The organism is Citrobacter sp. Cy070 (assembly GCF_030332245.1).
In the GTDB taxonomy this organism is placed as follows: Bacteria; Pseudomonadota; Gammaproteobacteria; order Enterobacterales; family Enterobacteriaceae; genus Citrobacter; species Citrobacter youngae.
The window spans coordinates 161,382-180,739 of record NZ_JAOWIG010000077.1 but is presented as its reverse complement, the minus strand read 5'-3'; the positions used below and the strand labels follow the sequence as shown (position 1 = coordinate 180,739).

Here is a 19,358-nt window from a genome sequence, read left to right as displayed (position 1 = left end):
AACACCTACCTTCTTAAGTGGATTTTTTATTTACTGCGTGTAATGAGCATCAACAGATTAATGATGATCGTTACCACGCAGGTAAATGACCCAGTATGTCAACCCGACCAACAAACCGCCGCCGATAATGTTACCGATCGTAACCGGAATCAGGTTATCGGTGATGAAATTCATCACGGTCAGGTGAGAAAAATTCTCCGGAGAAGAACCGACAGCGGTCCAGAATTCCGGGGTGGCGAAATCGCGTATTACGATACCCATAGGGATCATAAACATGTTTGCGATACTGTGCTCAAAACCGCTGGCAACAAACATTGCGACCGGTAATACCATGATAAACGCTTTGTCCATCAGGCTGCGGCCAGAGTAGCTCATCCATACCGCCAGGCACACCATTAGGTTAGCCAGAATACCAAGGCTTACAGCTTCAACAAAAGTATGGTGCACTTTGTGGTCGGCAGTTTGCAGGACGTTGAGTCCCCACGCGCCGTTGGCGGTCATATACTCGCCAGAAAGCCACATGAGTAACACAAAAATCAGCGCACCAATCAGGTTACCGACATAAACGTTAAGCCAGTTCTTCGCTAACTGACCCCAGGTAATACGACCACTAGCTTTAGCGACGACAATCAGTACGGTTGAAGTGAAGAGGTCAGCGCCGCAGACAACGCAAAGGATCAGCCCCAGGGAAAAGCAGATACCACCCACCAGCTTTGCCATGCCGAAAGGCATTGTGCCGGTACCGGTTGTGGCAGTGATATAGAAAACAAAGGCAATTGAAATGAACACACCGGCAGTAATTGCCAGATAGAACGTCTTAAGCGGATGTTTCGTTGCTTTATAGACGCCTGCTTCTTCGGCAACTTTGGCCATAGCAGCAGGAAGTATAAGATCAAAAGGGTTGTCAGCTTTCACACTAACTCTCTCTTTATTAAGTCGGCGACGAGATACTAACAAAGCATTATAGATGAGAATTTGATATAGATCATATCTCGCCTGGCTTATAGGCCCGTAAGACGCATGGTTTTTATGCAATTACGGTGTAACTTGTTGATTATCCATTTAAAAATAAATTTTAAAAATTATAAAGTGAGTTGAAATTTTTCTTTATGCCTCCAGTCGGACGGTTAATTAAAATGGAGTAATTGAGATAAATAGCGATATTAATAAACCAAAAATTTTAATATCAACTACTAATATTTAACCTTGTTTTTACATTTATTTTTGAGTACACAAAAATAAAAAAACAGGGCGCTTAGAGCGCCCCGTAATATAGCCCAGACAATACGTTTAGCCTACTCAACGCGGGCTGTTTGCCACTATTTTGACCAGTGTGCTGCTTTCGCGCGTTGCAGCTTCTCATAGGCTTTCAGCAGAGACTGATGTGCCGGGAAAGCCCGCAGATCGCTATCAACCGTTTGTAATCCGTAGAATGGCGCTTCTCCGCTCATTGCTGCACTTGCTGCTTCAACTGCCTCTGCACCGTACATACGAACAAATGCGTTAAGATACTGCAGCGGCTGACGATCTTCTTCCTGAGAGAGCAGCAGCAGAGTTTGCAGGCAACGGTAATAGTTTGCGCGTTCAGCACTAAAGACGGATGCATTAAATTCCATTGTCCATTCCGTCCAGATCAGTGCCTGCTCAAGGTCACCACCCGCCAGAGCCAGCATTACTTTGAGCTCGCCAATGCGCAGGGTATACCAGCCATTATCCGCACCGGTCGCCAAACCCAGCAGCTCACGTACGCGAGTGAAGTCGTCAAATCCTTCTTCATCCAGCTGTGCGAGCAGGTTGAGGTAGTCTTCTTTTTCCCATTCGCTGCCTGGCAGAGAGAGAATGGTCTCACGCAGGTGCGCTCCCATGCTGTTGTTGGCTAACCACAAATCTTCTGCAGGGTAGATGTCAGACATGCCCGGGACGATAATGCGGCAAGCGTAAACGCTCAGATGCTCGTAGTCGGCGATGTAGACTTCCTTATCTTCCGCTTTGAAGATGGCCATCAGGGTTGCGAACTCTTCTTCCGTGGTGCCGGAGAAATTCCAGTCAACGAACGGGTAATCGGCATCTTGCTTGAACAGATCCCAGGAGATCAGACCGCTGGAATCGATGAAGTGCGTTTCGAGGTTAGTGTGCTCAGCCACTTCTTCATCGTCGAAGGTTGGGGGAGTGAAGACATCAAGATCTTTCAGGCCACGGCCCTGCAACAGTTCAGTGACGGTACGCTCCAGTGCAACACCGAAATCCGGGTGCGCGCCGAAAGAGGCAAAACAGGTACCGTTAGCCGGGTTGAACAGTACAACGCAGATAACCGGGTATTTGCCGCCCAGCGAGCCGTCGTATGCGAAGATTGGGAATCCTTCGGCTTCCAGCTTTGCAATGGATTCAACGACTGCCGGGTAACGCGCCATCACTTCGGCCGGAATTTCCGGCAGGCTGATGCTTTCCGCGATAATGCGGTTCTTCACATAGCGCTCAAAAACTTCAGACAGCCCCTGAACGCGGGCTTCATTCGGTGTGTTACCCGCAGACATACCGTTAGATACGTACAGATTACCGATAATGTTCATCGGAATGTAAACGGTCTGATTATCTGACTGACGGGTAAACGGCAGGCCGCAAACGCCGCGTTCTTCATTGCCGGATTGCAGATCGATAAGCATGCTACCGGTCAGTTCATTGTCTGGATCGTAGAATGCACGCAGACGCGCATCCAGCAAACCTTCAGGTACGTCATCATCTTCTGTCAGTGGGAACCATTTTTCGTTCGGGTAATGTACGAACGGGCCGTTAGCGATGGTGTCGCCCAGCCAGAAATCCGCAAAGAAGTAATTCGTGGACAGACGCTCAAAATATTCGCCCAGTGCGGAGGCCAGCGCCGCTTTTTTCGTCGCACCTTTACCGTTGGTAAAGCACAGCGCGCATTCTTTGTCGCGAATATGCACAGACCAGACGTTAGGAACGGGATTCAACCACGAGGCTTCTTCAATTTGAAAACCGAGGTCGAGTAATTTTTGCTGGAAGCGAGCGATGGAATCTTCCAGTGCGGCATCTTTGCCGGGTATAAATGTTTGCGTCATGAAAATCACTTTTGTCGTACGGAAAGCGCGCAATGATACGGGTTTTCAATGAATGGCGCTATCGCCGCCCGAGCCTGGGCGTAAATAAAGCATTTGATTCACACCGTAGCGTGTTCAGTCGAATGTCTGCGGACTATCTGCTGAAGGGAAGGGGGCTTCTTTCTTTATATATCTCTTCTGCGCTATGCAAAACCAGAATGGTCGAAGGTTGGCTGGGCCAAATGCGCCTCCTGATAGCGAAAATCTCGGTTTTTATCCGTCAATCCGATAGATTCTTTTGTGTGATGCACCGCTCATTTTTGCCCTGGCCAGTTTTACCCATTGCGGCGCGTGTCACTGAATGATAAAACCGATATCCACAGGAATAACTTATACCCAATGTCTGTCACAGGAATTATCGTAAACGACAGGATGTTGATCGGATAACAACACAACGTGGTGAGGGGAAATGGCTCAGGTCTTCAATTTTAGTTCAGGTCCGGCAATGCTACCGGCAGAAGTACTTAAACTGGCTCAACAGGATCTTCGCGACTGGAACGGTCTTGGTACGTCGGTGATGGAAATTAGCCACCGTGGCAAAGAGTTCATCCAGGTCGCAGAGGAAGCGGAGCAGGATTTTCGCGATCTTCTCAGTATCCCCTCCAACTATAAAGTGTTGTTCTGTCATGGCGGTGGCCGTGGGCAGTTTGCGGGTATCCCATTAAATATTCTGGGTGACAAAACCACGGCGGATTACGTCGATGCCGGTTACTGGGCCGCCAGTGCAATTAAAGAAGCGAAAAAGTACTGCACGCCAAATGTTATCGATGCCAAAGTCACCGTTGACGGACTGCGTGCTGTTAAACCGATGAGTGAGTGGCAGCTTTCTGACAATGCGGCGTATCTGCACTATTGTCCGAACGAAACCATCGACGGTATCGCGATTGATGAAACGCCGAATTTTGCCAGCAACGTGGTGGTTACGGCGGATCTGTCCTCGACCATTCTTTCCGCACCGCTTGACGTTAGTCGTTATGGCGTAATTTACGCCGGGGCGCAGAAAAACATCGGCCCGGCCGGGCTGACCATTGTCATCGTACGTGAAGATTTGCTGGGTAAGGCCCATATGTCCTGCCCGTCAATCCTCGACTATACCGTGCTGAATGACAACGACTCCATGTTCAATACGCCACCGACCTTTGCCTGGTATCTGTCTGGCCTGGTTTTTAAATGGCTGAAAGAGCAGGGCGGTGTTAACGCGATGGATAAAATTAACCAGCAAAAAGCGGAACTGTTGTACGGCGTGATTGATAACAGCGATTTCTACCGCAACGATGTGGCGAAATCGAACCGTTCACGCATGAACGTCCCGTTCCAGTTGGCTGACAGCGCGCTGGATAAACTTTTCCTGGAAGAGTCGTTTGCTGCCGGTCTGCATGCACTGAAGGGACATCGTGTAGTTGGCGGAATGCGGGCTTCAATCTATAACGCTATGCCGCTGGAAGGCGTAAAAGCACTGACCGATTTCATGGTCGATTTCGAGCGCCGCCGCGGCTAATCTGCTGTACTTTTCATCCCCACAGCCAGCCTGTGGGGTTTTTCTGTCTGTTTTTGAGAGTAGAGTTTCATGGAATCCCTGACGTTACAACCCATTGCGCGGGTGGATGGCACCATCAATCTGCCTGGATCCAAAAGTGTTTCTAACCGCGCTTTGCTGCTGGCTGCATTAGCAAATGGCACCACTGTCCTGACCAACCTGCTGGACAGCGATGATGTCCGCCATATGCTTAATGCTCTGAATGCGTTAGGGATTAGCTATACCCTTTCTGCCGATCGCACGCGTTGCGAGATAATCGGTAACGGCGGCACGCTGCATGCAGAAGGCGCTGTAGAGCTGTTCCTTGGCAATGCCGGAACCGCAATGCGCCCGCTGGCCGCAGCGCTGTGCCTGGGCAGCAATGACATCGTGCTGACGGGCGAACCGCGCATGAAAGAGCGCCCGATTGGTCATCTGGTTGATGCGTTACGCCAGGGCGGAGCCAACATTGAATACCTGGAGCAGGAAAATTATCCGCCTCTACGTCTGCGCGGTGGTTTCACCGGAGGGCAAGTTGAGGTAGACGGCAGCGTATCCAGCCAGTTCCTCACTGCATTGCTGATGACTGCGCCGCTGGCGCCGCAGGACACGACGATCGCCATTAAAGGTGATCTGGTATCCAAACCTTACATTGATATCACACTGAACCTGATGAAAACGTTTGGTGTTGACATTGAAAACCAGAACTACCAACGTTTTGTCGTGCAGGGCAACCAACAGTACCAGTCTCCGGGCGCCTATCTGGTAGAAGGCGACGCTTCATCGGCCTCGTATTTTCTTGCGGCTGGCGCGATCAAAGGCGGTACGGTGAAGGTTACCGGGATTGGGCGTCATAGCATGCAGGGTGATATTCGCTTTGCTGATGTGCTGGAAAAAATGGGCGCGGCCGTGACATGGGGTGATGATTTTATTGCCTGTACTCGCGGTGAGTTGAACGCTGTCGATATGGACATGAACCATATTCCTGATGCGGCAATGACCATTGCGACCGCCGCGTTGTTTGCAAAGGGCACAACGACTTTACGGAACATTTACAACTGGCGCGTCAAAGAGACCGACCGTCTGTTTGCGATGGCAACGGAGTTGCGGAAAGTGGGCGCGGAAGTTGAAGAGGGGCATGATTTTATCCGTATCACTCCACCGGTTAAGCTGCAGTTTGCGGATATTGCGACCTATAACGATCACCGTATGGCGATGTGTTTCTCGCTGGTGGCGTTGTCTGACACGCCGGTAACCATTCTGGACCCTAAATGCACCGCCAAAACCTTCCCGGATTATTTCGAACAGTTGGCCCGTATTAGTACTCCTGCCTGATCCTCACGAAACGCCGGTCCCTGGACTGGCGTTTCGATGTCCGTAACCGCACTGTTTTTACGCTTACAACTAATGCTAATTTGTTGATGATTTAACTTATTTATTTGTTTTTATTATAAATATCATCGGAAGATTAGCATGAAAGATAAATCACTCTTTTTGGCGTTGGCGGTTTCCGCTACGTTGTTGGCAGGTTGTAAAAATGGCGTAAATGGCGACCTTGTTGCCAGTTCCGGTATGGCGGCTTATAAAGCTGCGACGCTTTCCGACGCTGATGTCAAATCTCTCTCTAACAGTTCATGTAAGCAGATGGATAGCGAAAACCAGCTAGCGGGCGCAAAAAGCAAATACACTAAGCGTCTGAATAAAATTGCGAAAGCGTTGGGTAATAACATTGATGGAACGCCGGTCAACTATAAGGTTTATATGACCAGTGATATCAATGCCTGGGCAATGGCGAATGGATGCGTACGTGTTTATTCGGGTTTGATGGACCAGATGACCGACAATGAGATTGAAGGTGTGCTGGGTCATGAGTTGGGCCATGTTTCTTTAGGACACTCACGTAAAGCAATGCAGACTGCGTATGCCACACTCGCTGCGCGCGATGCTATTTCTGCGACCAGCGGCGTCGCTTCTCAGCTTTCCCAGTCTCAGTTGGGCGATCTGGCGGAAGGTGTGATTAACTCAGCGTTTTCCCGTAGCCAGGAATCGGATGCGGATGACTTTTCCTATGATTTGCTGAAAAAACGCGGTATTGACCGTCAGGGGTTAGTGACTGCGTTTGATAAGTTTGCCACGATGGACGCAGGCCATGCAAAATCACTGATGGATTCTCATCCGGCATCTGACGATCGTGCTCAGCATATGCGTGAACGTATCGCTGCAGATAAAAAGTAAAACAGTGTCATCTTCCGGGCTGGTTTCTCGCCAGCCCGCTATAATTGCGCAATTCTTCCTCATATCGTTACAGACTAATCGGGTTTTTACACTCTGTGTTAACGATTATTAGCGTTGGCGCGTATAATGCGCGGCGTTCACGTTAACGTATGCCCGTTTAAGGAGAAAAAGATGACGGCAATTGCCCCGGTTATTACCATTGATGGCCCAAGTGGTGCAGGAAAAGGCACCTTGTGCAAGGCAATGGCGGAAGCATTGCAGTGGCATCTGTTAGATTCAGGCGCGATCTACCGCGTACTGGCGCTCGCAGCGTTACATCACCATGTTGATGTCACTTCTGAAGATGCTCTGGTACCGCTTGCCTCACACCTGGATGTGCGTTTTATCTCAACGGACGGCAACCTGGAAGTCATTCTGGAAGGCGAAGATGTCAGCGGCGAAATCCGCACCCAGGAAGTGGCGAATGCCGCCTCTCAGGTCGCTGCGTTTCCTCGCGTACGCGAAGCGCTGTTACGTCGCCAACGCGCGTTTCGTGAAGCGCCCGGCCTGATTGCCGACGGACGTGATATGGGCACGGTGGTGTTCCCTGATGCGCCAGTAAAAATTTTTCTGGACGCCTCCTCGCAAGAACGTGCGCATCGACGTATGCTACAGTTGCAGGAGAAGGGCTTTAGTGTTAACTTTGAACGCCTTTTGGCCGAGATCGAAGAACGCGATTACCGCGATCGCAACCGTGCTGTAGCGCCGCTGGTTCCCGCTGCTGATGCTTTAGTTTTAGATTCAACCCGATTAAGCATTGAGCAAGTGATTGAAAAAGCGTTACAATACGCGCGCCAAAAACTGGCTCTCGCATAAGTGCGACCGAATTTGCAGTACCCCCGTTGCAATGGATTGACAGCGGGTATGTTAAACAACCCCATCCGGCATGGAGCCAGGTGGACGTTAAATATGAAACCTGAAGATTAAACATGACTGAATCTTTTGCTCAACTGTTTGAAGAATCCTTAAAAGAAATCGAAACCCGCCCGGGTTCCATCGTTCGTGGTGTTGTTGTTGCTATCGACAAAGACGTAGTACTGGTTGACGCCGGTCTGAAATCTGAGTCCGCCATTCCGGCAGAGCAGTTCAAAAACGCCCAGGGCGAGCTGGAAATCCAGGTTGGTGACGAAGTTGACGTTGCTCTGGATGCAGTAGAAGACGGCTTCGGTGAAACCCTGCTGTCCCGTGAAAAAGCTAAACGTCACGAAGCTTGGATCACGCTGGAAAAAGCTTACGAAGAAGCTGCAACCGTTACTGGTGTTATCAATGGCAAAGTCAAGGGTGGCTTCACTGTTGAGCTGAATGGTATTCGCGCGTTCCTGCCGGGTTCCCTGGTAGACGTTCGTCCGGTCCGCGACACGCTGCACCTGGAAGGCAAAGAGCTTGAATTCAAAGTAATCAAGCTGGATCAGAAGCGTAACAACGTTGTTGTTTCCCGTCGTGCCGTTATCGAATCCGAAAACAGCGCAGAACGCGATCAACTGCTGGAAAACCTGCAGGAAGGCATGGAAGTTAAAGGTATCGTTAAGAACCTCACTGACTACGGTGCATTCGTTGATCTGGGTGGCGTTGACGGCCTGCTGCACATCACCGACATGGCATGGAAACGCGTTAAGCATCCGAGCGAAATCGTAAACGTTGGCGACGAAATCACTGTTAAAGTGCTGAAGTTCGACCGCGAGCGTACTCGTGTATCTCTGGGCCTGAAACAGCTGGGCGAAGATCCATGGGTAGCTATCGCTAAGCGTTATCCGGAAGGTACCAAACTGACTGGTCGCGTGACCAACCTGACCGACTACGGCTGCTTCGTTGAAATCGAAGAAGGCGTTGAAGGCCTGGTTCACGTTTCCGAAATGGATTGGACCAACAAAAACATCCACCCGTCCAAAGTTGTTAACGTTGGCGACGTAGTGGAAGTTATGGTTCTGGATATCGACGAAGAACGTCGTCGTATCTCCCTGGGTCTGAAGCAGTGCAAAAACAACCCATGGCAGCAGTTCGCGGAAACCCACAACAAGGGCGACCGTGTTGAAGGTAAAATCAAGTCTATTACTGACTTCGGTATCTTCATCGGCCTGGACGGCGGCATCGACGGCCTGGTTCACCTGTCTGACATCTCCTGGAACGTTGCAGGCGAAGAAGCAGTTCGTGAATACAAAAAAGGCGACGAAATCGCAGCAGTTGTTCTGCAGGTTGACGCAGAGCGTGAGCGTATCTCTCTGGGCGTTAAACAGCTCGCAGAAGATCCGTTCAACAACTGGGTTGCACTGAACAAGAAAGGCGCAATCGTAAACGGTAAAGTCACTGCAGTTGACGCTAAAGGCGCAACCGTAGAACTGGCTGACGGCGTTGAAGGTTACCTGCGCGCTTCTGAAGCTTCCCGCGACCGCGTTGAAGATGCAACTCTGGTTCTGAGCGTAGGCGACGACGTTGAAGCTAAATTCACCGGCGTTGATCGTAAGAACCGTGCAATCAGCCTGTCTGTTCGTGCTAAAGACGAAGCTGATGAGAAAGATGCAATCGCAACTGTTAACAAACAGGAAGATGCAAACTTCTCTAACAACGCAATGGCTGAAGCTTTCAAAGCAGCTAAAGGCGAGTAATATCGAGTACTCTATATCCGCACATGCAACTTGAAGTATGACGGGTATAAATCCTTTGTGCTGTTAACAGCACAAAGGGTAACGAGTAGCTTGACAGATTACAGGATTCGTCCTGTAATCAATGACAAAGGGCGGCTACGGCCGCCCTTAATCAATGCAGCAGCTAATTTTGCCTTTAAGGAACCGGAGGAATCATGACCAAGTCAGAATTGATTGAAAGACTTGCAACCCAGCAACCTCATATTCCCGCGAAAGCGGTTGAAGATGCAGTAAAAGAGATGCTGGAACATATGGCCTCGACTCTTGCGCAGGGCGAGCGTATTGAAATCCGCGGTTTCGGCAGTTTTTCTTTGCATTACCGCGCACCACGCACCGGACGTAATCCGAAGACTGGCGATAAAGTGGATCTGGAAGGAAAATATGTTCCGCACTTTAAGCCGGGTAAAGAACTGCGCGATCGCGCCAATATTTACGGTTAAGTCCTCAGCAAGACTTAGCCCCGAGAAAAGCACCTGTATGGGTGCTTTTTTCATTTTCACCTCCCTGTTCTGGAATCTCTCTCCCAACATATTTGTATGTTACATCTGCAGTTAAATAACATCGGAACGCACCTCGTTTACCGGTAAATAGTTGCCAGACATCTGCTGAGTTGTCCTGCACACTCCCTGTCACAGGGAGGTGTCATATGAAACTAACAACAATCAGTACGTGTGCGTTATGCGGCATTCTCCCGCTGACGGTATTACCCGTATTACCTGACATGCTGTGTGTCAGCTTGGTATTTGGTCTGGCGTGTCTGCTTTGTCTCATTCCTCATCGATATATGCATTACGCTGGATTAGTCCTGCTGTTTTTCCTGTGGGGAATACTGGCTGCGAAAGAGGTTATCTGGGCCGGTAATACGCTGCCTGCGAAAACCCAGCAAGCCATTGTGAGGATAACCGGAACTGACAATATGACAACGCACTACGGCCAAATCACTCACCTTCAGGGGAAACGAATCTTTCCTGCCGTTGGCGTCGTACTGTATGGACAGTACTTACCTGGCGATGTTTGCGCAGGTCAGACATGGGCGATGATGCTGAAAGTTCGCGCTGTGCATGGGCAACTGAATGAAGGTGGATTTGATAGCCAGCGCTATGCATTGGCACAGCATCAGCCGCTAACGGGGCGATTTCTGCAGGCCTCAGTGATTACACCGCAATGCAGTCTGCGTGCACGTTATCTCTCCTCGCTAAAAACCACGCTTGCCGCCTATCCCTGGCAGCAAGTCATACTGGGGCTGGGGATGGGGGAACGTTTGTCTGTATCGCAGGCGGTAAAAAATATAATGCGTGATACCGGAACAGCACATTTGATGGCCATTTCCGGGCTGCATATTGCTTTTGCCGCACTCCTCGCTGGCGGATTGATACGAGGCGGACAATTTTTTATGCCAGCACGCTGGATCTGCTGGCAGGCTCCGCTAGTCGGGGGTGTGCTCTGCGCTGCATTTTATGCCTGGCTGACGGGGCTGCAACCACCGGCATTACGCACGGTCATCGCGCTAATGGTATGGGGGGCACTAAAACTAAGCGGCAGGCAGTGGAGTGGCTGGGCGGTCTGGATTACCTGTCTGGCAGCAATTGTGGTAGTAGATCCGGTCGCGGTGATTTCACAAAGTCTGTGGTTGTCTGCTTTCGCCGTAGCGGCGCTGCTATTCTGGTTTCAGTGGATGCCGATGCCGTGCTGGCCGCTCTCGCGTATCGGACGTGCAGTGCTGGCGCTTGCTCATCTTCAACTGGGAATTACGGTACTGCTTCTGCCTGTCCAAATCGCATTATTTCACGGTGTTAGCCTGAGCTCATTGCTGGCCAATTTATTTGCGGTACCGCTGGTCACATTTGTTTCAGTTCCTCTGATATTAGCGGGTATGGTCGTGCATTTAACCGGTCAGGTGATGATCGAGGCAGGGCTGTGGTATCTCGCTGACCGTTCTCTGGAGCTGTTATTTTGGGGTCTCAATAGCTTACCGGAAGGATGGCTCAACATTGATGCGCGTTGGCAATGGCTTGCACTGTCCCCATGGCTGATGCTTATTGCATGGCGATTAAATGCCTGGGAAACGCTACCGGTTGCCTGTTTTACCGGGCTTTTGTTATTGAGTGGACCGTTCTGGAGGACACCCCGCGCTGATTTGTGGCAGGTACATATGCTGGACGTCGGGCAGGGGCTGGCGATGGTGATTGCGCGTAATGGTAAAGCACTGCTTTATGATACTGGTCTGGCATGGCCTGAAGGTGATAGCGCGCAACAGCTGATTATTCCCTGGCTACGTTGGCACAACCTGGAACCGCAAGGGGTAATTCTAAGTCACGAGCATTTGGATCACCGTGGAGGGTTGCAATCGCTACAGCAAGCCTGGCCGTCACTGTGGATCAGAAGTCCGTTGGGCTGGAAAGGGCATCTCCCTTGTTTTCGCGGGGAGCATTGGCAATGGCAGGGATTAACATTTAGTGCACATTGGCCAGTCAGTGGAAATAAAGAGCAGGGGAATAACCATTCCTGTGTGGTAAAGGTGGATGACGGACATCAGAGTATTCTCCTGACTGGTGATATTGAATCCCCTGCTGAACAAAAAATGCTAAGTCACTACTGGCAGCATCTGCAGGCTACGTTTGTGCAGGTTCCACACCACGGGAGTAACACGTCATCCTCATTGGCGCTGATTCAACGCGTTGGCGGACAGGCCGCAATAGCCTCAGCATCCCGCTACAATGCCTGGCGTCTACCGTCATGGAAAGTCCGACAGCGTTACCGGAAACAAAATTATCAGTGGCTGGACACACCCCACCAGGGGCAAATCACGCTAGATATTTATCAAAAAAGTTGGCGCATACGCAGCTTACGGGATCAGATTTTACCCCGTTGGTATCATCAGTGGTTTGGCGTGTTGGAGGATAACGGGTAGAATATGCGGCTATTCTAACAAATGCTGGTTTTTTGAATGCATAACGATAAAGATCTCTCTACGTGGCAGACGTTTCGCCGACTATGGCCAACCATAGCGCCTTTTAAATCGGGTCTGATCGTGGCGGGTATAGCGTTAGTCCTTAACGCGGCCAGCGATACCTTCATGTTATCGCTCCTCAAGCCATTACTGGATGATGGTTTTGGTAAAACTGATCGCTCTGTGCTGCTGTGGATGCCTCTGGTGGTCATTGGGCTAATGATAGTTCGCGGTATTACGAGCTACGTCTCCAGCTACTGTATTTCATGGGTGTCAGGCAAAGTGGTCATGACCATGCGCCGCCGCCTGTTTGGTCATATGATGGGTATGCCTGTCGCCTTTTTTGATAAACAGTCTACCGGTACGCTGCTGTCTCGTATTACCTATGATTCAGAGCAGGTCGCGTCATCATCTTCTGGTGCGCTAATCACCGTAGTACGTGAAGGTGCCTCGATTATTGGCCTGTTTATCATGATGTTCTATTACAGTTGGCAGCTGTCATTGATCCTGATTGTGCTGGCGCCAATTGTGTCAGTGGCAATCCGAGTGGTTTCCAAGCGCTTTCGTAGCATCAGTAAAAACATGCAAAACACCATGGGGCAGGTTACGACAAGTGCGGAGCAGATGCTGAAAGGCCACAAAGAAGTTTTGATTTTTGGTGGCCAGGAAGTTGAAACCAAGCGTTTTGACAAAGTCAGCAACAAGATGCGTCTGCAGGGTATGAAGATGGTTTCTGCCTCTTCTATCTCCGATCCTATCATCCAGCTGATTGCGTCTCTGGCTCTGGCCTTCGTGTTATATGCGGCCAGTTTCCCAAGCGTGATGGAAAACCTGACGGCAGGGACAATCACCGTTATCTTCTCTTCAATGATCGCCCTGATGCGTCCACTGAAGTCACTGACTAACGTCAATGCGCAGTTCCAGCGCGGTATGGCGGCATGCCAGACCTTATTTACGATACTGGATAGCGAACAAGAGAAAGATGAAGGTAAACGCGTCATTGAGCGCGCTTCCGGCGATCTGGAGTTCCGTAACGTGACCTTTACCTACCCGGGCCGTGACATTCCTGCGCTACGTAACATCAACCTGAATATTCCGGCGGGCAAAACCGTTGCCCTGGTTGGTCGTTCGGGTTCTGGTAAATCCACTATCGCCAGCCTGATCACGCGCTTCTACGATATCGATGAAGGGCAGATTCTGATGGATGGGCACGACCTGCGTGAATACACCCTGTCATCGCTGCGCGATCAGGTGGCGCTGGTATCGCAGAACGTTCACCTGTTCAATGATACGGTTGCCAACAACATCGCCTACGCGCGTACCGATATGTACAGCCGCGAGCAGATCGAAAAAGCGGCACAGATGGCCTACGCCATGGATTTCATCAACAAGATGGATGATGGTCTGGATACGGTGATTGGCGAAAACGGCGTGCTGCTTTCAGGTGGTCAGCGCCAGCGTATCGCCATCGCTCGCGCCTTGCTGCGCGACAGTCCGATCCTGATCCTCGATGAAGCTACGTCGGCGCTGGATACCGAATCCGAACGCGCGATTCAGTCTGCGCTGGATGAGCTACAGAAAAACCGTACCTCTCTGGTTATTGCTCACCGTCTTTCAACCATTGAACAGGCAGACGAGATCATCGTGGTGGAGGATGGGCTGATTGTTGAGCGTGGAACCCATAGCGAACTGCTTGAGCAGCGTGGGGTTTATGCACAATTACATAAGATGCAATTTGGTCAATGATCGCGCGAATCTGGTCGGGTGAGTCGCCACTATGGCGACTGTTACTTCCACTCTCCTGGCTGTATGGCCTGGTGAGTGGCGGGATCCGCCTATGCTACAAGCTTGGGCTTAAACGTGCATGGCGTGCGCCAGTACCGGTGGTGGTGGTTGGCAATCTTACCGCGGGCGGCAATGGTAAAACGCCGGTAGTGATTTGGCTGGTTGAACAACTGCAGCAACGCGGGATTCGCGTGGGCGTGGTGTCGCGTGGTTACGGTGGGAAAGCGGCTGCTTACCCGTTGTTATTGACCGCAGAGACCACTACCGCAGAAGCGGGTGATGAGCCTGTGCTTATCTTTCAACGTACCGGCGTACCCGTAGCGGTATCTCCGGTAAGATCGGATGCGGTAAAAGCGATCCTTGCTCACCATGACGTGCAGATTATTGTGACAGACGATGGGTTACAGCACTATCGTCTGGCTCGTGATGTGGAAATCGTGGTGATTGACGGTGTGCGTCGGTTTGGTAACGGCTGGTGGCTCCCTGCTGGGCCAATGCGTGAACGCGCAGGTCGCCTTAAATCGGTAGATGCCACGATCGTTAATGGCGGCGTTGCGCGACCGGGTGAAATTCCCATGCATCTTGAGCCGGGGCCGGCCGTTAATTTACGTACCGGTGAACGTCGCGATGTGGCGCAACTGCCTGATATTGTCGCCATGGCGGGTATCGGTCATCCACCCCGTTTTTTTGCCACGCTTGAGGCATGTGGCGCCAGGTTACAAAAATGTGTCGCACTGGCGGACCATCAGTCTCTGACCTACAGTGACGTCAGTGCGTTGTTAGCAGAAGGACAAACGCTGGTGATGACGGAAAAAGATGCGGTTAAATGTCGTGCGTTTGCCGATGAAAACTGGTGGTATTTACCGGTTGACGCTCATCTGTCAGGCGAACGGCCTGATGTGTTGCTGGATAGCTTAATCTCGCTGACTCGCTGACTGATTCACGCTGCGGCAGCGAATCATTTATGAGGTCATAAATGTCGTTGCCGCGTCTTACTCTGACGGATGCCCGTCATCTTCATCTTGCTGCCCAGGGGCTACTGAAAAAAACACGCCGCCGGGCAACGCCTGCAGATATTCTTCCCACCATTTCGCGTATGTCGTTACTGCAAATCGATACCATCAATATTGTGGCGCGCAGTCCCTATCTGGTGCTGTTTAGTCGTTTGGGTGACTATTCCCCCCAATGGCTGGATGAGTCCTTACTGCAGGGCGAATTGATGGAGTATTGGGCGCATGAAGCCTGTTTTTTACCGCGCAGCGACTTTATGCTGATACGCCATCGTATGTTGGCTCCGGAAAAAATGGGCTGGAAATACAAAGCGGCGTGGATGAAAGAGCATGCTCATGAAATTGAGCAACTGTTACAGCATATCCAGCATAACGGGCCGGTACGTTCAGCCGATTTCGAGCATCCGCGTAAGGGCGTCAGCGGCTGGTGGGAATGGAAACCACAAAAGCGGCATCTGGAAGGGCTTTTTACATCCGGGAAAGTGATGGTGGTGGAGCGGCGTAATTTTCAGCGAGTGTATGATTTAACGCATCGCGTCATGCCTCATTGGGATGACGAGCGTGACCGGCTGTCGCAGGATGAAGCCGAAATTGTGATGCTGGATAATAGCGCCCGTAGTTTGGGTATTTTCCGTGAGCAGTGGTTGGCGGACTACTATCGCCTGAAGCGTCCGGCGTTAAAAAACTGGTGCGATATGCGAAGGGAACAGCGACATATAATTCCTGTTGATGTAGAAGGGCTGGGCACCTTGTGGTTGCACAGCCACCTTCAGCCGCAACTGGAACTTGCTCTGGCGGGAAAGTTGACTGCCACCCACAACGCTGTTTTATCCCCGTTTGATCCGGTGGTCTGGGATCGTAAACGGGCAGAACAGCTGTTTGATTTTAGCTACCGACTGGAATGCTATACGCCAGCGCCGAAACGTCAGTATGGTTATTTCGTCTTGCCGTTGCTGCATCGCGGGCAGTTAGTTGGGCGCATGGACGCCAAAATGCACCGTAAAACCGGCGTGCTGGAGGTTATTTCGCTGTGGTTGCAGGATGGCATCAAACCAGGGGTTACTCTGCAAAAAGGATTGTTTCAGGCGATTGATGATTTTGCCCGCTGGCAGCAGGCGACGCGAGTGACATTGGGGAATTGCCCGGACGGTTTATTTGCTGAATCTCGGCACGGTTGGGAAATAGACCCAGCCTCTTAATTGATTATGTTAATATTTACGGATTCACAATCCGGTCCATCTGGAGGAACTATGGATCATCGTCTGCTTGAAATCATTGCCTGCCCGGTATGCAATGGCAAACTCTGGTTTAACCAGGAAAAACAGGAACTGATTTGTAAACTGGATAACCTTGCTTTCCCACTGCGCGACGGCATTCCAGTTTTGCTGGAAACCGAAGCCCGTGTTCTGACTGCTGATGAGAGTAAATCATGAGTTTTGTGGTCATTATTCCTGCGCGTTATGCGTCCACACGTTTGCCGGGTAAGCCGCTGCTGGATATCAACGGCAAGCCCATGATTGTGCATGTCCTGGAACGTGCGCGTGAATCTGGCGCCGAGCGTATTATTGTTGCCACCGATCATGAAGATGTCGCTCGTGCGGTAGAAGCGGTGGGTGGCGAAGTGTGCATGACCCGTGCCGATCACCAGTCTGGCACGGAGCGACTGGCGGAAGTTGTCGAGAAATGTGGCTTTAGCGATGATACCGTTATTGTGAACGTCCAGGGTGATGAGCCGATGATCCCGGCGGTCATTATTCGTCAGGTCGCTGAGAATCTGGCGCAGCGCCAGGTTGGTATGGCGACCCTTGCAGCCCCGATTCACAGCGCGGAAGAGGCGTTTAATCCGAATGCGGTAAAAGTTGTGCTGGATGCCGAAGGTTATGCTCTCTATTTTTCCCGTGCGACGATCCCATGGGATCGCGACCGTTTTTCCAAAAGCCTCGAAACGGTGGGCGATACCTTCCTGCGTCACCTGGGCATTTACGGTTATCGCGCCGGATTTATTCGCCGTTATGTAAACTGGCAGCCGAGTCCACTTGAGCATATTGAAATGCTGGAGCAACTGCGTGTGCTGTGGTACGGCGAGAAAATTCACGTTGCCGTCGCAAAAGAAGTCCCAGGAACCGGCGTAGACACTGCCGAAGACCTTGAGCGCGTTCGCGCTGAAATGCGTTAGTTTTTCTCATGACACTCCCCCCGGTGATGCGATTTTTGGGAGGAGTGTCGTATCGTTACGCTTTCCCTCCACTTTTCTTTTCATCAATTGATCTCATCCGGGTGACATCTGTCTGCACGACGCTCATTATGAAAGCAGTAGCATTAATGAGGGCAATCTGAAATGGAACAGTTGCGTGCCGAACTCAGCCATCTGCTGGGTGAAAAACTCAGTCGTATTGAATGCGTAAATGAAAAAGTGGATACGGCCCTGTGGTCACTGTATGACAGCCAGGGAAATCCGATGCCACTGATGGCGAGAAGTTTCACCACACCGGGGATGGCGCAGCAGTTAGCATGGAAAACCACCATGCTGGCACGCAGCGGGACTGTGCGTATGCCAGTCATTTATGGGGTCTTAACGCACGAAGAACATCCCGGCCCTGATGTCCTGTTGCTTGAGCGTTTACGCGGTGTGCCGGTAGAAGCGCCAGCCAGAACGCCCGAACGCTGGGAACATCTAAAGGATCAGATTGTAGAAGGTCTGCTTTCATGGCATCGACAGGATAGCCGCGGCTGTGTGGGAATGGTGGATAACACGCAAGAGAATATCTGGCCATCCTGGTATCGTCAGCGAGTTGAGGTGCTGTGGACTACGTTAAGTCAGTTCAACAATACCGGGCTGACAATGCAGGACAAACGGATCCTGTTTCGTACCCGTGAGTGTTTGCCCGCTTTATTTGAAGGATTCAATGATAACTGCGTGCTGATCCACGGTAATTTCAGCTTACGCAGCATGCTTAAAGACGCCCGTAGCGATCAGCTTCTGGCAATGGTGGGGCCGGGGTTGATGCTGTGGGCGCCCAGGGAATATGAACTGTTCCGCTTAATGGATAATGCGCTGGCGGAAAGCCTGCTATGGCAATACCTGCAGCGCGCGCCAGTGGCGGAGTCGTTCATCTGGCGGCGCTGGCTGTATGTGTTATGGGATGAGGTTGCGCAACTGGTCAATACCGGACGTTTTAATCGTTCCAACTTTGACCTGGCAACGAAATCACTGCTGCCGTGGCTCGCCTGAACCTTTTAGCCACTGCCAGATGCGCCCCAACGTTTCGTAACCAACACGATCGCTATGCATCAGCCAGACAGGCGAAGGAATTGCTCGCTCCCACGGATTGAGTGGTGAATCGATGGCCAGTTGATTAGCGGGTGCAGGCAACGGATGCAGTCCGGCCTGCTGGAAGAAAATCATCGCACGCGGTAAGTGCGATGCGGATGTCACCAGCAGGAACGGCGTATCGCCAATGGCCTGTTTTACTGCTATCGCTTCTTCTTCGGTATCTTTAGGTTTGTCCAGCGTAATGATCTCGCTGCGGGGCACGCCCAGCGACTGCGCCACGCGAGCGCCAGCTTCAGCCGTGCTGACATTATTGGTCTTTGCGGCAGCGCCGGTAAAAATAAGCTTCGAGCCCGGGTTTGCGCGCCATAGGCGAATACCTTCATTCAGACGTGGAAGGCTGTTGTTGATCAGGTTTGAACTTGGCGCCCACTGCGGATTCCACGTATATCCGCCACCCAACACCACAATGTACTCCACTTTTTGCGTACCCTGCCAGGTTGGATAACTATCCTCAAGCGGTTTCAGCAGACGATCGGCGACAGGTTGCAGGCTAAGCAGTAAAAGTGCGAGCCAACTCAGGCTGATACACACTTTCCCCGTTTTCTGAAAGCGGCTAAACCAGATTAACCCCAGGCCGATGCCCATCACAAGCAGCATCAACGGAAGCGGCAGCATCATACCGCCAATCACTTTCTTCAGCGTAAAAAGCATCCTTTTTGGTTCCTTTTTTAACCATATAGCAGGGGATCTGCAGCGATATTACACCAGGAAGGTTCATTCTCGGCGTG

At 51.2% G+C, this 19,358-nt stretch carries 16 protein-coding genes; 13 read left to right on the top strand and 3 right to left on the bottom strand.

Annotation, left to right across the window (positions count from 1 at the left end; genetic code table 11):
• Nucleotides 1–57 precede the first annotated feature (57 nt).
• Nucleotides 58–915, bottom strand: coding sequence for a formate transporter FocA (focA, locus tag OGY19_RS16525; RefSeq protein ID WP_003831909.1), 858 nt, complete (start codon nt 913–915; stop codon nt 58–60).
• 404 nt (nt 916–1,319) lie between these two features.
• The gene (gene ycaO / locus OGY19_RS16520) at nt 1,320–3,080 is read right to left on the bottom strand and encodes a 30S ribosomal protein S12 methylthiotransferase accessory factor YcaO (RefSeq protein ID WP_061067615.1); all 1,761 of its coding nucleotides are present in this window, start codon (nt 3,078–3,080) and stop codon (nt 1,320–1,322) included.
• Nucleotides 3,081–3,528: 448 nt separating this feature from the next.
• Between ycaO and serC the strand changes: the two genes are divergently transcribed.
• The 13 genes from serC to OGY19_RS16455 all read left to right on the top strand — a co-directional run bounded on the left by serC (nt 3,529) and on the right by OGY19_RS16455 (nt 18,528).
• Nucleotides 3,529–4,617, top strand: coding sequence for a 3-phosphoserine/phosphohydroxythreonine transaminase (gene serC, locus OGY19_RS16515; protein ID WP_115602308.1), 1,089 nt, complete (start codon nt 3,529–3,531; stop codon nt 4,615–4,617).
• A 69-nt stretch (nt 4,618–4,686) separates the two neighbouring features.
• Entirely contained in the window at nt 4,687–5,970 is a 1,284-nt protein-coding gene (aroA, locus tag OGY19_RS16510) for a 3-phosphoshikimate 1-carboxyvinyltransferase (protein WP_115602307.1), read from the top strand.
• A 138-nt stretch (nt 5,971–6,108) separates the two neighbouring features.
• A complete protein-coding gene (gene loiP / locus OGY19_RS16505; RefSeq protein ID WP_115602306.1) occupies nt 6,109–6,870 on the top strand; it encodes a metalloprotease LoiP in 762 nt (253 codons plus the stop codon).
• A gap of 171 nt (nt 6,871–7,041) precedes the next feature.
• Entirely contained in the window at nt 7,042–7,725 is a 684-nt protein-coding gene (gene cmk, locus OGY19_RS16500) for a (d)CMP kinase (protein WP_005123561.1), read from the top strand.
• A gap of 113 nt (nt 7,726–7,838) precedes the next feature.
• The gene (gene rpsA, locus OGY19_RS16495; RefSeq protein WP_003035776.1) at nt 7,839–9,512 is read left to right on the top strand and encodes a 30S ribosomal protein S1; all 1,674 of its coding nucleotides are present in this window, start codon (nt 7,839–7,841) and stop codon (nt 9,510–9,512) included.
• Between the two features lie 194 nt (nt 9,513–9,706).
• Nucleotides 9,707–9,991 carry an integration host factor subunit beta gene (ihfB, locus tag OGY19_RS16490; RefSeq protein ID WP_003035780.1) on the top strand — a complete coding sequence of 95 codons (285 nt, stop codon included), beginning with the start codon at nt 9,707–9,709 and terminating at the stop codon, nt 9,989–9,991.
• A 206-nt stretch (nt 9,992–10,197) separates the two neighbouring features.
• Nucleotides 10,198–12,462: a ComEC family protein gene (locus OGY19_RS16485; RefSeq protein ID WP_115602305.1), complete on the top strand. Its 2,265-nt coding sequence runs from the start codon at nt 10,198–10,200 to the stop codon at nt 12,460–12,462.
• A gap of 36 nt (nt 12,463–12,498) precedes the next feature.
• Nucleotides 12,499–14,247 (top strand): lipid A ABC transporter ATP-binding protein/permease MsbA, encoded by a 1,749-nt coding sequence (msbA, locus tag OGY19_RS16480; protein WP_286596828.1) that lies wholly within the window; start codon nt 12,499–12,501, stop codon nt 14,245–14,247.
• Nucleotides 14,244–15,221: a tetraacyldisaccharide 4'-kinase gene (lpxK, locus tag OGY19_RS16475; RefSeq protein WP_115602304.1), complete on the top strand. Its 978-nt coding sequence runs from the start codon at nt 14,244–14,246 to the stop codon at nt 15,219–15,221. The genes msbA and lpxK overlap by 4 nt, the downstream gene beginning before the upstream one ends.
• A gap of 41 nt (nt 15,222–15,262) precedes the next feature.
• The gene (locus OGY19_RS16470) at nt 15,263–16,495 is read left to right on the top strand and encodes a winged helix-turn-helix domain-containing protein (RefSeq protein WP_200044198.1); all 1,233 of its coding nucleotides are present in this window, start codon (nt 15,263–15,265) and stop codon (nt 16,493–16,495) included.
• 51 nt (nt 16,496–16,546) lie between these two features.
• Nucleotides 16,547–16,729 (top strand): protein YcaR, encoded by a 183-nt coding sequence (gene ycaR, locus OGY19_RS16465; protein ID WP_003035793.1) that lies wholly within the window; start codon nt 16,547–16,549, stop codon nt 16,727–16,729.
• Nucleotides 16,726–17,472, top strand: coding sequence for a 3-deoxy-manno-octulosonate cytidylyltransferase (gene kdsB / locus OGY19_RS16460; RefSeq protein WP_048212136.1), 747 nt, complete (start codon nt 16,726–16,728; stop codon nt 17,470–17,472). The genes ycaR and kdsB overlap by 4 nt, the downstream gene beginning before the upstream one ends.
• A gap of 162 nt (nt 17,473–17,634) precedes the next feature.
• Complete coding sequence (locus OGY19_RS16455) at nt 17,635–18,528, top strand: YcbJ family phosphotransferase (protein WP_005123553.1); 894 nt, start codon at nt 17,635–17,637, stop codon at nt 18,526–18,528.
• Here the strand turns inward: OGY19_RS16455 and elyC are convergent.
• On the bottom strand, nt 18,505–19,281 hold the full coding sequence (gene elyC / locus OGY19_RS16450) for an envelope biogenesis factor ElyC (protein ID WP_048212135.1): 777 nt from the start codon (nt 19,279–19,281) through the stop codon (nt 18,505–18,507). The genes OGY19_RS16455 and elyC overlap by 24 nt on opposite strands.
• Nucleotides 19,282–19,358: the final 77 nt, after the last annotated feature.

Excerpts from the sequence above, each read along its gene's own strand:
- ycaO (WP_061067615.1), bottom strand. The coding sequence starts at position 3,080 with ATGACGCAAACATTTATACCCGGCAAAGATGCCGCACTGGAAGATTCC.
- serC (WP_115602308.1), top strand. The coding sequence starts at position 3,529 with ATGGCTCAGGTCTTCAATTTTAGTTCAGGTCCGGCAATGCTACCGGCA.
- aroA (WP_115602307.1), top strand. The coding sequence starts at position 4,687 with ATGGAATCCCTGACGTTACAACCCATTGCGCGGGTGGATGGCACCATC.
- loiP (WP_115602306.1), top strand. The coding sequence starts at position 6,109 with ATGAAAGATAAATCACTCTTTTTGGCGTTGGCGGTTTCCGCTACGTTG.
- cmk (WP_005123561.1), top strand. The coding sequence starts at position 7,042 with ATGACGGCAATTGCCCCGGTTATTACCATTGATGGCCCAAGTGGTGCA.
- rpsA (WP_003035776.1), top strand. The coding sequence starts at position 7,839 with ATGACTGAATCTTTTGCTCAACTGTTTGAAGAATCCTTAAAAGAAATC.
- ihfB (WP_003035780.1), top strand. The coding sequence starts at position 9,707 with ATGACCAAGTCAGAATTGATTGAAAGACTTGCAACCCAGCAACCTCAT.
- OGY19_RS16485 (WP_115602305.1), top strand. The coding sequence starts at position 10,198 with ATGAAACTAACAACAATCAGTACGTGTGCGTTATGCGGCATTCTCCCG.
- msbA (WP_286596828.1), top strand. The coding sequence starts at position 12,499 with ATGCATAACGATAAAGATCTCTCTACGTGGCAGACGTTTCGCCGACTA.
- lpxK (WP_115602304.1), top strand. The coding sequence starts at position 14,244 with ATGATCGCGCGAATCTGGTCGGGTGAGTCGCCACTATGGCGACTGTTA.
- OGY19_RS16470 (WP_200044198.1), top strand. The coding sequence starts at position 15,263 with ATGTCGTTGCCGCGTCTTACTCTGACGGATGCCCGTCATCTTCATCTT.
- ycaR (WP_003035793.1), top strand. The coding sequence starts at position 16,547 with ATGGATCATCGTCTGCTTGAAATCATTGCCTGCCCGGTATGCAATGGC.
- kdsB (WP_048212136.1), top strand. The coding sequence starts at position 16,726 with ATGAGTTTTGTGGTCATTATTCCTGCGCGTTATGCGTCCACACGTTTG.
- OGY19_RS16455 (WP_005123553.1), top strand. The coding sequence starts at position 17,635 with ATGGAACAGTTGCGTGCCGAACTCAGCCATCTGCTGGGTGAAAAACTC.
- elyC (WP_048212135.1), bottom strand. The coding sequence starts at position 19,281 with ATGCTTTTTACGCTGAAGAAAGTGATTGGCGGTATGATGCTGCCGCTT.